The organism is Paenibacillus marchantiophytorum, from assembly GCF_014640555.1.
In the GTDB taxonomy this organism is placed as follows: Bacteria; Bacillota; Bacilli; order Paenibacillales; family NBRC-103111; genus Paenibacillus_E; species Paenibacillus_E marchantiophytorum.
On the sequence record NZ_BMHE01000014.1, the window covers coordinates 72,571 to 86,858 of the forward strand.

The 14,288-nt window shown below is 40.9% G+C and carries 11 protein-coding genes, 1 tRNA gene and 2 pseudogenes; 5 read left to right on the forward strand and 9 right to left on the reverse strand.

Annotated features, from left to right (window positions below):
* Nucleotides 1-188 precede the first annotated feature (188 nt).
* The 5 genes and pseudogenes from IEY34_RS15440 to IEY34_RS36815 all read right to left on the reverse strand — a co-directional run bounded on the left by IEY34_RS15440 (nucleotide 189) and on the right by IEY34_RS36815 (nucleotide 2,982).
* Complete coding sequence (locus IEY34_RS15440) at nucleotides 189-767, reverse strand: hypothetical protein (RefSeq protein ID WP_189012773.1); 579 nt, start codon at nucleotides 765-767, stop codon at nucleotides 189-191.
* 434 nt (nucleotides 768-1,201) lie between these two features.
* A pseudogene (locus tag IEY34_RS15445) lies at nucleotides 1,202-1,405 on the reverse strand (RNA polymerase subunit sigma-70); the annotation flags it as partial.
* A 110-nt stretch (nucleotides 1,406-1,515) separates the two neighbouring features.
* Nucleotides 1,516-2,469: a hypothetical protein gene (locus IEY34_RS36805; RefSeq protein ID WP_229757663.1), complete on the reverse strand. Its 954-nt coding sequence runs from the start codon at nucleotides 2,467-2,469 to the stop codon at nucleotides 1,516-1,518.
* A 62-nt stretch (nucleotides 2,470-2,531) separates the two neighbouring features.
* Nucleotides 2,532-2,678 (reverse strand): hypothetical protein, encoded by a 147-nt coding sequence (locus IEY34_RS36810; protein ID WP_229757673.1) that lies wholly within the window; start codon nucleotides 2,676-2,678, stop codon nucleotides 2,532-2,534.
* Complete coding sequence (locus IEY34_RS36815; protein WP_229757671.1) at nucleotides 2,656-2,982, reverse strand: recombinase family protein; 327 nt, start codon at nucleotides 2,980-2,982, stop codon at nucleotides 2,656-2,658. The genes IEY34_RS36810 and IEY34_RS36815 overlap by 23 nt, the downstream gene beginning before the upstream one ends.
* Between IEY34_RS36815 and IEY34_RS36820 the strand changes: the two genes are divergently transcribed.
* Both IEY34_RS36820 and IEY34_RS36825 read left to right on the forward strand, forming a co-directional pair.
* Nucleotides 2,908-3,105 (forward strand): hypothetical protein, encoded by a 198-nt coding sequence (locus tag IEY34_RS36820; RefSeq protein ID WP_229757674.1) that lies wholly within the window; start codon nucleotides 2,908-2,910, stop codon nucleotides 3,103-3,105. The two genes, IEY34_RS36815 and IEY34_RS36820, sit on opposite strands and share 75 nt — an antisense overlap.
* Entirely contained in the window at nucleotides 3,105-3,326 is a 222-nt protein-coding gene (locus tag IEY34_RS36825; protein WP_229757672.1) for an S-layer homology domain-containing protein, read from the forward strand. The genes IEY34_RS36820 and IEY34_RS36825 overlap by 1 nt, the downstream gene beginning before the upstream one ends.
* Nucleotides 3,327-3,884: 558 nt before the next feature.
* Here IEY34_RS36825 and IEY34_RS15460 read toward each other — a convergent pair.
* The 3 genes from IEY34_RS15460 to IEY34_RS15470 all read right to left on the reverse strand — a co-directional run bounded on the left by IEY34_RS15460 (nucleotide 3,885) and on the right by IEY34_RS15470 (nucleotide 9,268).
* The gene (locus IEY34_RS15460; RefSeq protein ID WP_189012774.1) at nucleotides 3,885-7,871 is read right to left on the reverse strand and encodes an S-layer homology domain-containing protein; all 3,987 of its coding nucleotides are present in this window, start codon (nucleotides 7,869-7,871) and stop codon (nucleotides 3,885-3,887) included.
* 490 nt (nucleotides 7,872-8,361) lie between these two features.
* A complete protein-coding gene (locus tag IEY34_RS15465) occupies nucleotides 8,362-8,874 on the reverse strand; it encodes a hypothetical protein (RefSeq protein ID WP_189012775.1) in 513 nt (170 codons plus the stop codon).
* A 316-nt stretch (nucleotides 8,875-9,190) separates the two neighbouring features.
* Nucleotides 9,191-9,268 (reverse strand) — tRNA-Ala (locus IEY34_RS15470).
* A gap of 683 nt (nucleotides 9,269-9,951) precedes the next feature.
* Here IEY34_RS15470 and IEY34_RS15475 point away from each other — a divergent pair.
* The 3 genes from IEY34_RS15475 to IEY34_RS15485 are packed head-to-tail and all read left to right on the forward strand — an operon-like array spanning nucleotide 9,952 to nucleotide 13,216.
* Nucleotides 9,952-10,452, forward strand: a complete 501-nt coding sequence (locus tag IEY34_RS15475) for an RNA polymerase sigma factor (RefSeq protein ID WP_189012776.1) — start codon at nucleotides 9,952-9,954, stop codon at nucleotides 10,450-10,452.
* Nucleotides 10,437-11,120, forward strand: coding sequence for a zf-HC2 domain-containing protein (locus IEY34_RS15480; RefSeq protein WP_189012777.1), 684 nt, complete (start codon nucleotides 10,437-10,439; stop codon nucleotides 11,118-11,120). Before IEY34_RS15475 ends, IEY34_RS15480 begins: the two co-directional genes overlap by 16 nt.
* Before the next feature lie 59 nt (nucleotides 11,121-11,179).
* Nucleotides 11,180-13,216, forward strand: coding sequence for a serine hydrolase domain-containing protein (locus IEY34_RS15485; protein ID WP_189012778.1), 2,037 nt, complete (start codon nucleotides 11,180-11,182; stop codon nucleotides 13,214-13,216).
* A 752-nt stretch (nucleotides 13,217-13,968) separates the two neighbouring features.
* Here the strand turns inward: IEY34_RS15485 and IEY34_RS15490 are convergent.
* A pseudogene (locus tag IEY34_RS15490) lies at nucleotides 13,969-14,130 on the reverse strand (RNA polymerase subunit sigma-70); the annotation flags it as partial.
* Nucleotides 14,131-14,288 lie beyond the last annotated feature (158 nt).

Sequence of the window (14,288 nt, forward strand, 5' to 3'; positions counted from 1 at the left end):
TCGCTATCTTCGATGATCTCATCAATGTGATAATAACACCCAATTTTAGATTGTAATTTGGTTAACTCATCATCATAATCAAGCATGCCTTGCTTCTTCTTATCTAATAAAAACTTTAGTTGCTTAAGATCTGCTTTCTCTTCGATCCTGAATGGTCTTGTAAATCTCTTGTACTCATATCCGTGCCTCTAGTTGAGATTATCAAGCATCTCATTATAACACTGACCATAATCAGGAAAGCGAAATATGATATCCAGATGATGTGTATCCTTATTCATAATAAACCTATGAATTTCTCCACCAACACCTATACGTTCTGGATTAATATCATCTTCTTCTTTTTGTCTAGACATTAGCGAAATAAATGCTTCATCTAATCCATTTTTCTGGATTTCCTCATATAAATCGTATTGCACTTTGGGCTTAATTGCTGAACAATAGGAATATTCCTCTATTTGAAACATTGAAGTACTTCTAAAAGCAGCCCCCTTCAGGACACCCTCAACTTCTGAATAGCCGAACTGATAAATTGTACTTGTTAGGTCAACCGAATATTTCTTATTCAAGTCAAGAAGACTTTTTGTTGTTATACTATTCAAGAAACTTATATCCGCTGCGATAACGTTCCTTTGGACTCTGAATACCCATTCCAAAATTAAATCAAGATTCCCTGTACCACAAATAACACTTCTAAGATGAGGAATAGGAAAAATCTTACTAACAAATTTAAATGGCTTTCTCTTTTCATTTAATGATAATGTGTCCATACAAATAATAACTTGGTCTTTGTCGTAAATAAAATTAAATGCTGTCAGTTTTTATTTCCCCTCGCTCACTAAAAATCATTCTTTAATTAACATCTATGGAGATGTTGTCTGATCACGCTTTATTATATCACTGATTTACAAATTCAGGATATTACTCTATCGATAACGGAAACCTCTCTTTTCTGTAATACAATACTGCTGTTAACGCAAAAGAGCCCTCTAAAAGGGCTTTTCATCATTTTGAGTTATTATCGTATCGTTACTAATAAAAGGAATACTTTTCTCAATGACATTAACTTTTATTATGAGAGGACAACCCACATTGACTTCCCACTCGTTGTTTCCTTTCCAAACCAACAGTGAGCAGCACTCAACATGTGTCGTCTATGGAAACATAACTTGTCCAACAAAACTACATCGTTTCGTGTCCACAACCTCTTCACTATATGCGCGACAAGTCTTAAATTATGCTCAATCAGTTTGTTTCTGGAATGATCATTGCCTTCTGCCATAAGTCTTAAATGTTTTTCTTCCTCTGCTTCGGTAAGAGGTTGAGGAAACGCATTATTCTTCACATAGGATACAAGTAAGGTTAGCTGCTTAATTAATACAGCTATTGCGCTAAACAATCCAGGCATTTCAGCCACCCCCTTCAATGTTAGCGGATCTTAGCTGTTCGGAAGTCTCCGCTTTGAGCTTAGTATTAGTGTATGTGGGTGGGAGCCTAGAAGTGCCTGTACCGATTAACTTAGACGAAGAAGTCATCTGGAACTAGCTCATTTAAATTGACTTTTGGGGACCTTGTTACACTTAAATGAGAAAGTAACTTTTGCCTCCTTTGAAGAAACTCATACATCGCCTGCTCTTTTGAGATCTCCATAAGAAAAAACTTCAATTTAACGTCGTTAAACTCTCTATACTTATTGATTTCTGACATACAAATAAATCCTCTGGCCCCAAGTTCCTCTACCTTAGAAATATCTATAACCACCACATCCAACAATTCACTTATTCCAAAGATACTTAGAAATTGTTGAACTAGAACAGTTGGTTTCGTCTCTAGGAGAGAGATTGTCCCATAATTGGAGACAACCTTTTTCTCTTTTTGAAGAATTATTGAAGAACCTGCATGCTTTCTAAGTCTATACCACTCAGCAGTTAAGCTCTCCAATTTTTTATGATACTCATGCCATACCCTCAATTGATCCTGAATATCCATTTCAGCCCACCATATATTGTCTGTATATTTCAAATGTTTTTTTGGGCTAAAACGAACAAACTTCTCTTTTACTAACATATTTTTATGTATTAATTTAGTTAGCTGATCTTCATTTAACTTTTCTATACAAATAGAACAAGCATGAACCAAAATGCCTAGATCATAAAACATCTCCTTTAGAGCTTCCTTATCCCAGGCGTATTCTTTGTTAGAAAGAAACTTGCTTACTACACCAATTTCCTTCCATTCAATTCTCATCATCAATAAGCCATTCGACGATTTTTCTTTTATCTTCAAATGATTGCTTCCAATGAACTCCTTAATGCGCTCTGTAGTTAATGTAATCTTTTCAGCATTCAAATTCCCCTCTTCATTTAGTTGATTTCTTACCAACTCGCTGGCTTGTTTAATCTCACTAACAACTGACTCCGTCATCACATCTAATTGTGCAATATACTCATTTGGGTCAGATATCACTGACATTATGAGATTCCATATAAACTCCTCAAGCAAATCAGCTCTCAAAGTCTTTGCAGGACAAGCTGTCACTGCATTTCCATAACGCTTTGGGTTTTTATAAGATATTCATATTTTGTATTTCCAGATCTTGTAGTGTTTTTCACTTTTTGCTCTTTTGCTAATTCAAAAAGTGCCGAATCAACGATAGGCTCAACAAACGGTGGAACGCGCATTTGGCATAATCTTCTTATCACGTTCAACTGCTTTAAGCCTTCCGCGCACAGTTCTTTTCTTAATTAGTGCTAGCTCGTACTGAGCAATAACACTCATTAAGTTAAAGAACAGCTGGCCCTCCGGTGTTGAAGAATATTCTGTATCAACAAAAAGCAATGCAACTCCTTTGGACTCGAACTCTCGACAAATAAAAAGCTTATCTGTAAGATCCCGAGAGAGCCGATCAGGATGAGTAACAAAGACGTGAGTTATCAGCCCAGCCGCTATATCCTGCCGAAGCCGGTTAAGCTGTGGGCGTTCAATGTCCTCGCCACTTGCTCCTTCGCGTATTCGCAATCTCAACTGGCACTAACAATGCTGACTTGTAAGATGTTGGTAACCATTGGGCTAAGCAAGCTATCGAAGCTCTTGCCAAAGCAGGGGTAATCGGTGGTTATGAAGACGGTTCATTCAAACCAGACAAAACGATATCCCGTGAAGAAATGGCAATCATCTTGTCCCGAGTAATCAACCTCAACGCAGTAACGAAGGACGCTTCCGAGTTTGACCCTAAAGCAGACTCTTCCCGTGCGGAAGCTCTGCAAGTCATCCTTAATGCTTTGAACCTTAACCCCGACATCAAAACGTTGTTTGATTTCTTAAATTAAATTTTCTATCCTAAAAGATTGAGTCTAGTTCTACTAGTTAGTCGCTTTTGTTGAGAACCACAAAAGTATCTTACTGAGGCTGAAAAAAAGTATTTAATGTTAATTAGTTAGTTGTAGAAAAAAAAGGCGAAACGTATCCATTCTGGATATTCACTTTATGTGCCGATAAGATATCATAGATCCCATCAACAATATATAATGACCTTCTACTCTTGGGTGTCTTAGGAACTTTTTCAATATTATTATTGCTACCAGCGGCAGTTCTTACTTGCTCGATTCGAAGAACACGTTTATTTGCAACGTAAACCCTTACAGCCAATTGTATGCTTTATCCCCTCGCATCTCATGCACACCTGACCTACAACTTCGCGACTACCCTATCCATGTCCATGAATCGGATTAAGCGAGAGGTGTATAGAGTCCTTATGACTAATTTCCGAGGATAACGAAATGTTGACTTCACATGATTGAATAGAGTTGTGAGCACTTTCAAAAGAAGCCACAAAACGGCAGATACTGTTTTACCAGTACCTACCGTTTTCAAGTAACTTTAAATTTCTATTCTACATCCAATGAAAGACCAAGACTGACATTCAGCATACGCAAAATCATAAGTAACGACTCAGATCTCGTAGCCTTAGCATTTGGTTTAAATGAATCATCTGTTGCACCTTTTACGATACCCATTTCGGATAATCTATCAATCTCAGCCTCTGCCCAGTTACCCGAAGCATCCTTGAACTTACTATTTTTCACAAAAGTAGTGTTTATTACTTTGGAAAGCATAGCCACGATCTCCGCTCTGAAGATTGTCTGATTGGGTTTGAACGTTCCGTCCTCGTAACCATTAATAATACCGCTTGCATGTAATGAAGCAATTGCGTCTGCCGCCCAGTGACCTTTGGTGTCCATAAAACTGGAATTACCTGTGGACGTTAAACCAAGGGCTTTAACTAGCATTGTTGCAAATTCTGCTCTAGTTACCATAGCATTAGCACGGAATGAACCATCCTCATACCCTTTTACGATTCCAAGCTTAGTTGCTAACTCGATTGTTTTAACAACTGGAGAATCTGTGGGTACATCCATGAATGTTACGGAAGGTGCTGCTTTTGCTTTTTCAACTAGAATCTTGATTACATCGATATTTACCTTTCCATTATAGAATGGCTTAGGTGTTGTTGGTGTTGGTGTTGTTGGTGTTGTTGGTGTTGTTGTTGGTGTTGTTGTTGGTGTTGTTGTTGGTGTTGTTGTTGGTGTTGTTGGTGTTGTTGGTGTTTCATTGTTTGGTGTTGATGGTGTTCCCGTTGATGTTGATGTTACCTTAATCGTTGCTGTACCTTTTTTACTTGAATCAAAGGTTGATGTTGCTGTAATGGTATAGTTACCTGGCACTGCATCTGCTGCTACCGTCACTAATCCATTCGCAGCAACAGCTACTTTCGAATTACTGCTTGTCCATGTTACGGTTTGGTCAGCTCCACCTACTGCTGTTACTGTAGCTGTCAATTGTTGCGTTGCTCCTTGAACCACATTTGCTGTTATTGGACTTACGTTTACTTCTGTTACTGCAGCATCCTTCTTCTCAATCGAGTAGTCGTCAACCAATTCTCCGCTTTCCGTACGAGCCTGAATCGAGATCTTATCATGGCTAACTTGAATTGCAGAGTATATCGGAACGTGTTCATCATACATGAAATCGAGATAATCATACTTTGTTCCATCGTAGAACTTCCAACCAGATGTTCCTCCTGCCAAATAGACAGTCCCACGCTCTCCATTCTTCAATGGCTTACCCGCTTTCATCGGATACGTGTGCGAGTAGACGTGATCGTGGCCTTCCAGCACCAAGTCTACTTCCAATTGTTCTAGTATGGGTCCGAAATAGGTTTTTGTATTTTCGATCAAATCCCCGCGTCCCTTTTCGGTATGATAAACAGGCTTATGGAACATAACGACTTTCCATTTTTTGTTGCTCTTCTGAATATCCTCGCGCAGCCATTCTGCTTGCTTGGCCATGGTTACTTCGTCACCTTCGGAATTCATCACGATAAAATGCACCTCGCCTGAATCGAAGGAATAGGCGTATTCTTTCATGAAATCCGGTCCGTTTTTAGGAAGCTCCCATCCCTTGGCGAAAATCCCTTTGCCATCACCTCCAACATCATGATTACCCATCGTGTAACCCGAAGGAATCGAGGTTGCGTAGATCGACGTAGATTTCCAGATCTGGGTCCACTCATCTAAGTAATTTCCGTCGTCAACAATGTCACCGCCATGCATAATGAACTGGGTGTTCGGATAATTTGTAAAAGCGTCTTTCATCAGTTTTTGGAAGTTTGCAATGCCATTATCACTATTGGCATGCGAATCGGATATGAATACGAAAGAAGTGGGCTTATCCTGCGCGGGATCCGCTGTCTTGTAATCGTACCATGTACTCCAATGTCCTTCGTAACCAACCCTGTAACGATATTTCGTACCCGGCTCAAGACCAGTAACCGATGCCTGATGGAACTTAATTTCGACTAAGGGTCCATTCTTTTCACGATGGATCACTTGCACTTCCGTAAGCGCGTCCTGCACGATGGATTTCGTGGGCTCGCTTTCCTTCATGTACTGAATAGAGGTTTGTTGAACTCTAGGTGCCGTCTGCCATCCTACGTTCATCATTGTTCTCATATCTTCGGCAACAAAGGTTTGCACATATTGCGGATCGTCATTACCAAACTGATTAACAATTTCCATGTTCATACTCTCGGTGGTGCTGCCGTCCTTGACCGCTTGCAGTGTCCAAGTGCCTATCCCAAGGGTTAAGAGCGGCGTATGAATTTCTCCTTTTGAATCCGTTAAGCCAATGCCTAGTTTAAGATCATTCTGCTGAACATCAGCAGTAGATATATAACCTTTCCTGGATCCATCAGGCATATACACAGTTACAAATCCGGAGGTGCTTCCTGTTGTTGCGATAAATTGCTGATCTTTCTTTACCGATAGCAAAGATGTCGTGCCGTCGGCGTTTCTATATATATTGGAATTCGCTGCTGTCACGGTCACATATGTCTGAGGACCGTTTGCATCGATGTACTCGATCGCCGCTCCTGCCACAGGTGCTCCAGCATGATTGGTAACGGTGATTATGCTCTGCGTTTGCAAACCCGTTCCCTTGATTGCCAAGTTGTACGGAAACGCGATCTTATACTTTACCGGAGCTGCAAAGGAACTCACCGAAGTGCCGCCTGTATAACCGAAGCTGCCTTCAGCCATGCGAATTTGCTTAAATGTCTCGCCGCGTTCCATCTTGGCCGTTCTAGTGAATTCGAAATCGATACTTGCCAAAGGATTCACGTTGTCTCCTTGCAAACCATCTGCGCTAAACTCAACATAACCGCCTACATTATCGATAGTGGTCTGCACGTTGCTCAGGTCGGAACGCCCGGTTATTACTTTCGCCTGCAGAGTCGCCGGGTCGAACTTGAGCTTGGTATGTACGCTCTTTGCCGCGCCTACACCCTTCGCTCCGAGCTGTAATCGGTAAATGTCGCTGCTAAGTGATTCTTCCGGTGCCTCCATGGTAAGCCGTGCCCCATGCTCTATGTTGAAAGAATAATCTGCCGTTGCAGGATTACCGGATATATCTTTAATTGCCGCATTAACCTCATAATAGCCGCCATCAAGCGGTGCATCTGGATGATACGTAATCAATTTTTTGACCGGATCATAGGCGTAGGTCGCCGATGTGACAGACTTTCCATTCACGGTCAGTTGGATCGAGTTTGGATCGATGCCCAATCCAACATCGTCCGCAAACAGGGTCATATCAGATAGCGGTGCGTTCAAAGTCTGATTTGGCGTTGGTGAAGTCGGAGTGACCACGGGCACGGTCATATCTTCACCAACCGGTTCATCATAAATGAGCCTGACGTCGTCAATCCAAAGCGAACCTTTATTCTTTTTGCTCATTTGTCTTTGCTTAACCTGGAAGTAAAACCACAGAGAGCCCGGCACTGACATATCCGGCCCTATTATAGCTTCTACATATTTCCAACCATTCCAGTCTATACCTGTATACTCATCCCTTATATCATAATTTCTAGTCGAACCACCTGCATTCCGAAACTTAACGGTTAAACCATGTCCTTCGTTATTGCCATATACCCACATACCGATTTTCTTGGGAACCCTGCCGCCTGGCAACGGTACTACTTGAGTTTTATCACCCACAGCAAATTGAGAGGGATTATCTGTAACTCCAATAAAATCATAATCAAATCGTAAGGACTTTGCCCCATTGCGAACGTATTTCGGATTCGTTTCAAGCGCGAGAGTGACGCCTTTATTGCGTATACTGTCCAAGTATAATTCGCTCAAGTCGACATTTTCGAAATTTTCCACCATGACGACACCGCTAGGATTCGCAGGAATCACGGGAGTGGCATAAACGATGGACGAGGATGAAAGGGATACTGGTATGAACGGGATAACAAACGCCATTACCAATATTCCGATCAAAATTCTCTTAATAAATAGTTGATGATCATTCACAAACCTTCACTCTCCTCTGAAGCTAAAATGTTATTGACTTGTAAAAGATAAGTCACATATATTAATATAGCGTAATTTTGTTTTCACAAAATCACCTCCAAATATCATTATTGTAAAGAGAATTTGTACTATCTAACGTCAATTATTGTCTATTTATTACTAGTTGCTTAACTTCTGAGTTAGCTAATAAGGGAGATTCTTGTCGCAAAAAAAAGACAAGAATCTCCCACGACATAAAAAAACTTTATTTATCACAATGTCATTAACTTAACGGGTTAAAAAACAGCGATTGCCCCCTTTGGAAGATTTGACAAAGGGGCAATCGCTGTTTTTTAAAGATATTTGCTTTTATGTAGTTAGTGATAGTTTTGGAATTCTGATATTTGAACATAGTAAATCCAGTTAGAGTATTTTCCTGCGAGTAGTCCTTTCGTTCTTGGATAGTGTCGGTCTTTACGGACGGGAAGTAGATTGCGTTTGATTTCATCGACTATTGTAACCAGTTAGGATACTGCTTAAATTGACCCTTTAGTAGTTTAACTTGGATTATATTTCCAAACTGGTCTAAGGCTTCCGTATGATTTTGATGAGACGTTATAAGCTGGTGTAACTCAAGAATAAAGCTTTTAGAAATACTACGATTATTTTTGACAAAGTCGAATATGAAATCAATTGCATCAAAATGATCTTTTAAGTAACTCATTAAATGAGTCGGTTCAATATTTGTGTCTCCATGCTGCAAATACGATTCAACAAAACCTTCTTTAATAAACGTCTCTGTAATTCCTTCTTTTAAATCATATAATCGTTCAATAACCCCCGTCTCAATTGCTTGTTGCCTTTTGATACGATCCAAAAATTGTTGATATTCGGTTTCGTTACTCTTAAGAACCTCTCTTCTTCTATACCATGACGGAGCAATGTTATCAAACTTAATTACGGAAACTTTTAACCAATTTTCATCAAAAGAAATCGGTTCCCAAATGTTTATCTCTTTGAACATTTTACCTCCGGTAAATAAATATTTTTACATTATTATACTACTATTTTATTGTTAATACTTTTTTTTCAGGAAGTCTACCTTAAGGTGAAAAGAAAAAAAACGACATCTCTGCTGTTTTCATTTAAGATGTTGCTGGGGCTAGTGGGATAGAATCGCTGAGCTAACTCACCTACAATCAAAAACAATTTGAGCAATACTGTCACATCTCATCTATTGATTTAGAATCATCAATATTAAGCACTCCACATGTCTAGTGTGCTACAACACAATCAAACAATAAAAAAAATGGCATCTCTGCCGTTTCTGATTTAAAGTATGGTGGAGAATAGGGGGGCTCGAACCCCTGACCTCTTCGCTGCCAGCGAAGCGCTCTCCCAGACTGAGCTAATTCCCCGTGATAAATCTAATCCTCTGGTATTCAATTCTTTTGGGGTTGTTAAATACCCAACCACGGACTCCCAGCTGAGCTAAGCCCCCGTGCTAATTCTAATTCCTCAGGTATGCAATTCTTTTGGGTGTGTAACCAACCAGCTCGTACTCCCGCGTTGGGGTATTACACTACCGCAAAACAGAGCACAAACGGATTTAATTTACATAAAATCACAATTAAGTTCCCTGCTCTGTTAACCTTCCACTATGAGCGTTTTAAAAAAACGCCTCTCAGACTTCTCTGCAAAAAACAGTTGAAAAGTAAATATTAAAGTTGCTATAAACGCTAGCTGCAGCAAAAAATCCTTGATAATTTCTGAATTCCTGTTGCAATCAAATGCTGCTATCTAGCTAATCTCCTATTGGTGAGCGAGTGCAGCAGAGCAAGGTAAGAATGGTACTTATTGCTGATGGTGTCACTCGCACATTTTACACGACATTTGGGCAAGACATTTACCGCTTTACAATAGTAGGGTATCCTTAGCTTGCAGTGATCCCTTTTCAGTGGAATATGGACAAGTACCAACTTCCTTTTCGTTGATAAGGATTTTTCTATTGAAGGAACCACAAAAACGCCAATTAAAATATTTGTCATTACTATGTAACGAAATTCTGCTTTTTTGTACTTATGTAGTAGGAGGTGTATAAATGGAAAGTATTGAGCAGCTCTACGAAACATATGCTCAAACGGTTTACCGATACTTATTCAGCATAACGCAAAATGCCGATATGTCAGAGGAGCTTACCCAGGAAACGTTTTATCAAGCTATGAATTCCATCCATAACTTCCGTGGCGAATGTAAAATTTCCGTCTGGTTATGCCAAATCGCTAAACGAACGTGGTATAGAGAACTCAATAAGAATAAGAAAACGCAATCCGTGTCTATGGATGATTTTGATATCCCGATAAGTGCAAGAAGAAATTTAGAAAACGATGTTTTACAGAATGAAGAAAAACTTTCCTTGTATCGCATGCTGAATCGATTAGAAGAGAAAACAAAAGAGGTCATGTATTTGCGCCTATCCGGTGAATTGAGTTTTTCCGAAATTGGAGAAATTCTGGGTCAGAGCGAAGTTTGGGCCCGTGTGACATTTTATCGCGGCAAACAACAAATGATGAAAGGAAGATCCGAATGGAACAAAGATTAAATTGCAATTTCGTGCAGGATATCCTCCCCAACTATATTGAAGGTTTGACAAGCGATATAACGAACAAGGCCATCCAAGAACACCTTGCTACTTGCGTTGATTGCAGGAAGGCATTGGATAGCATGACGAGAGAGATGCAAGAGACGAAAGGAATGAAAGTAGTCCAGCAAAAACAGATCAACTTTCTAAAAAAAATCAAACGCAAACAATGGAAGATAGCTGGCATTAACGTGTTTATATCAGTCATCGTTTTGTTTGGCGCATTATATTTCGTTAGTAACAGAGACTTCCCCGTTTCAAGTACTAACGTCACGATCAGCCAAGTGTATCAAATGAATGACGGTTCAATTCATTACAGTGTCTCTGCCAACGTGAAAGGCTATATAAGCTATATAAGCCGCATATTCCCCTCAGGTGATGGAGAGTCGGAAATAATCCGCATTTATGAGCATAGGCGGCTTTTTTCAAATCAAAGTAAAGGCATTGTCTTATTGCCAGAGAAATGGTCGTCGTTGCCTGATTCTAATGCGAATAAAGAAAAAACAGTTATCTATTACGAAGGGACAGATAAGAATGACAAGATTATTGTTTGGATGAAAGGCATGGATATTCCCAAGGCGACTGCGGAGCAAGAAGCCAACTATAAAAACTTCCGAGATAGTAAGTAGGAAATTAGGTGTATCATGATGAAATCTTGACAAATGTTTCAAAAGGAGGCCTACGATTGATGAAGAAATTGATCCTCAAGTATTCCATTCTCATGCTAACCCTTCTCTTTTTAAGTACGTCTATTAATCTAGCAGCCTCGACTGCGGGAACAACAGCCTCAGCCCTAGCAAATACGTTCAGAGGTCCGCAATCTGCTACGGAGGTGGAAAAGTTCCTAGACGATTATTTTTCCCAAGATCCAATCAAAAAGAAAATAAACGCACTCACTGTCGCCGTCGTACAGAATAGCCAAGTGCTGGCCAGGAAGGGATATGGTGTTACGGATCGAAGCACCAACACCCCCGTCCAGACCGATCAAACCGTGTTCCGCGTCGCTTCGGTCTCCAAGGTGTTTACGGCACTGGCCATCATGCAGTTGGTCGATCAAGGAAAGATAGGTTTACAGGACAATATCGAGAACTATTTGGATGGGTACAAAGTCAACAATCCCTTTGCAACTCCCGTTACGGTCGAAATGCTATTAACGCATTCGACGGGCTTTGAAGTTCGCGATCCGTCTTCAAACAGTTTTATGATCGATGCCAGTCTAACCCCTATTTCTTTGAAAGATGAAGTCTTTAAACAGTTTCCGCCTGTCAAACGCAAGCCCGGAAGCTCCTATATGTACGATAATTTCGCTTATGCTCTGTTAGGCTACATCGTGCAACAAGTGAGCGGCGAAGCTTTTGACGCTTATATGGAGAAGCACGTTTTTCAACCACTGGGTATGACATCCAGCAGCTTTAGGCTGCCGACGGATCTGGCCAAACGTCTTGCTACAGTTTACGATGCGTCAGGAAAACCCCGTCCTGTCTACCGCTTATCACCGGAAATCATCCCTCAGGGCAGTATGGTCACCACCTCGGATGACATAGTTCGTTTCATGCAAGCATTCCTGAACGACGGAAAGTTACCGAATGGCACATCGATTGTGTCCCCTGCTTCCATTAAAGCGATGGAAACCTACCAGGTGGCGATCCACCCGCAAGTTGCGGATGTCAGTTACGGCTTTGAAGCTCCTTTTATGCTGAAGGACACGAACGGACAACACGTCATTGCCAAAGGCGGAGATATCCCCGGCTTCAGTTCGTATCTATGGATGCTGCCTGACAGCCAGACCGGAGTCTTTATTTCGTACACGGCGACTGGCGGTTTGCGCGATGATTTTTTTACCGCTTTCATGGATCACTATTATCCCAGTCAAAAAACGCAATTCGGGAAGGCCGACTTCATGCTCCAATCCGCGAGCGAATTACATAAATTTGCCGGGCTGTATACCGATCTAAGAACCGATTCGGACATCATAAAAGTAAGCGTTGTTGGCGATGGCCGATTGGATGTGTACACGCCATGGGTTGACCATGAGCAAGTCACACAAGTAGACGATAAGCTGTTCGTAGATGTGAAAGGCCGTCCCCTCGCCTTCCAAACCGATTCACAGGACAATATTACCTATATGAAATACAACAATCCCCTCAGTTATTCGGCAAAGGTCCCTGAGGCATTAGGATATCCCGATATCACTAATGATCATCCTTACGCGGCATATATTCAGGGCTTGCAATCGTTGTCGTTGTTAAGTGATGTTGCGTCTCAACCCTTTCAGCCGTTGAAGACGGTTACTCGTGGACAGTTCATCCATGACATTGTGCAACAGTTCCATTTTCGCCATTCAAGTCAAAAAGCATCCTTTACAGATATCAGCGCTTCCGTCTATCAAGATGACATCCTGTCCGCAGCCAATCTTGGACTAGTCGTTGGAGTAAGTACTGATTTATTCGAACCGAATCGCCCTATCCTAAGGCAGGAAGCTGCCGTCATCTTGTCACGTATCATTCATCATTTATCTGATATCAAGGTGCCAACTGCGGCCTTGCAATTAACGTCTGGTACGGATGACTGGGCTCTTGCTGATATTCAGACAGTACTTGCATTAAAGCTGTATGGTCCCGAAGTGACAACAATCGATGGTACAATCGACTTTGGTTCAAAACGAGCCTTGACGAAACAAGAAGAATCCGCCATGCTGTACAACATGCTGGTACCGAACGTTTAGACAAAAAAGATCACGCCGAAGCTTTTTTCGGGTGATCTTTTTTTACTGACCGCGAAGAACAGCAGTAAGGGAGCTGTGTAGGGGGAGATTTTGCTTGAGTAGTGTGGAGATATGACTGAGGAGTGATCTTTAGTTAAAAATAGCTGCTAGTTTCTTTATGCACTCCACATGTTTGGAAACGTGTGAAGTAGTGGATAAAAAAACAAAAAAAACGACATTCCTGTCGTTTTCTCGCCAATCTCTTATGGAAAATAGGGGGATCGAACCCCTGACCTCTTCGCTGCCAGCGAAGCGCTCTACCAACTGAGTTAAGCCGCCTACTAACATAAACAATACTTTTGAGCAAACTGTCACATCTCTGTTATTCTCTTAAAACCATCAATATTAAGCACTCCACATGTTTCGAGTAAGTAACTAGGTTAGCTTTATACATTCCCCACGTTTAGTCAGAACATAAAGAATAGGCTTGATAATAGACAAAATGTCTACCATATCTCCATGAAAAGAAGACCTAACTCTTTGCTTGTCTACAAGATGTCTATTTTCCTGCCCCTTAAAAGCAAAAAACCCGCTCTGTGAGCGGGTTTTCAGTATGGAGGTGAGGGGAGTCGAACCCCTGTCCAATAAAGATCATGCACAGTTAAATCTATTCACTTTTTAGTCTTTACTGACAATTAATGAGTATTATTCCAAATTATTAAATAGTGTAAACATTGCCTGTCCCACAAATCTACATAGCTTCGTGTTCACAACCTCTTTACTATATGGGCAACTAATCTTAAATTGTGCTCAATTAATTTATTCCTCGAATGATCATTGGTGAGAGGTTGTGGAAAGGCATTATTCTTCACATAGGATACGAGCAAGGTCAGCTGCTTAATCAAGATTGCAATTGCACTAAAAATTCCAGGCACTCCAGCCACCCCCTTCAGTGTTTGCGGATCATTGCTGTTTTGGAAGCCTCCGCTTAGTGATTAGTATTAGTCTATGTGGGTGGATGCCTAGAAGTGCATGTACGTATTACTTTAGATGAATTCCTCGATGGAGTCTGGCTCACACATACTGCTTAAGC

Coding starts and splice junctions, on each gene's coding strand:
- IEY34_RS36820 (WP_229757674.1), top strand. CDS start 2,908: ATGAGTAACAAAGACGTGAGTTATCAGCCCAGCCGCTATATCCTGCCG.
- IEY34_RS15485 (WP_189012778.1), top strand. CDS start 11,180: ATGAAGAAATTGATCCTCAAGTATTCCATTCTCATGCTAACCCTTCTC.
- IEY34_RS15475 (WP_189012776.1), top strand. CDS start 9,952: ATGGAAAGTATTGAGCAGCTCTACGAAACATATGCTCAAACGGTTTAC.
- IEY34_RS36805 (WP_229757663.1), bottom strand. CDS start 2,469: ATGTCAGTGATATCTGACCCAAATGAGTATATTGCACAATTAGATGTG.
- IEY34_RS36810 (WP_229757673.1), bottom strand. CDS start 2,678: ATGCGCGTTCCACCGTTTGTTGAGCCTATCGTTGATTCGGCACTTTTT.
- IEY34_RS15480 (WP_189012777.1), top strand. CDS start 10,437: ATGGAACAAAGATTAAATTGCAATTTCGTGCAGGATATCCTCCCCAAC.
- IEY34_RS15465 (WP_189012775.1), bottom strand. CDS start 8,874: ATGTTCAAAGAGATAAACATTTGGGAACCGATTTCTTTTGATGAAAAT.
- IEY34_RS15440 (WP_189012773.1), bottom strand. CDS start 767: ATGGACACATTATCATTAAATGAAAAGAGAAAGCCATTTAAATTTGTT.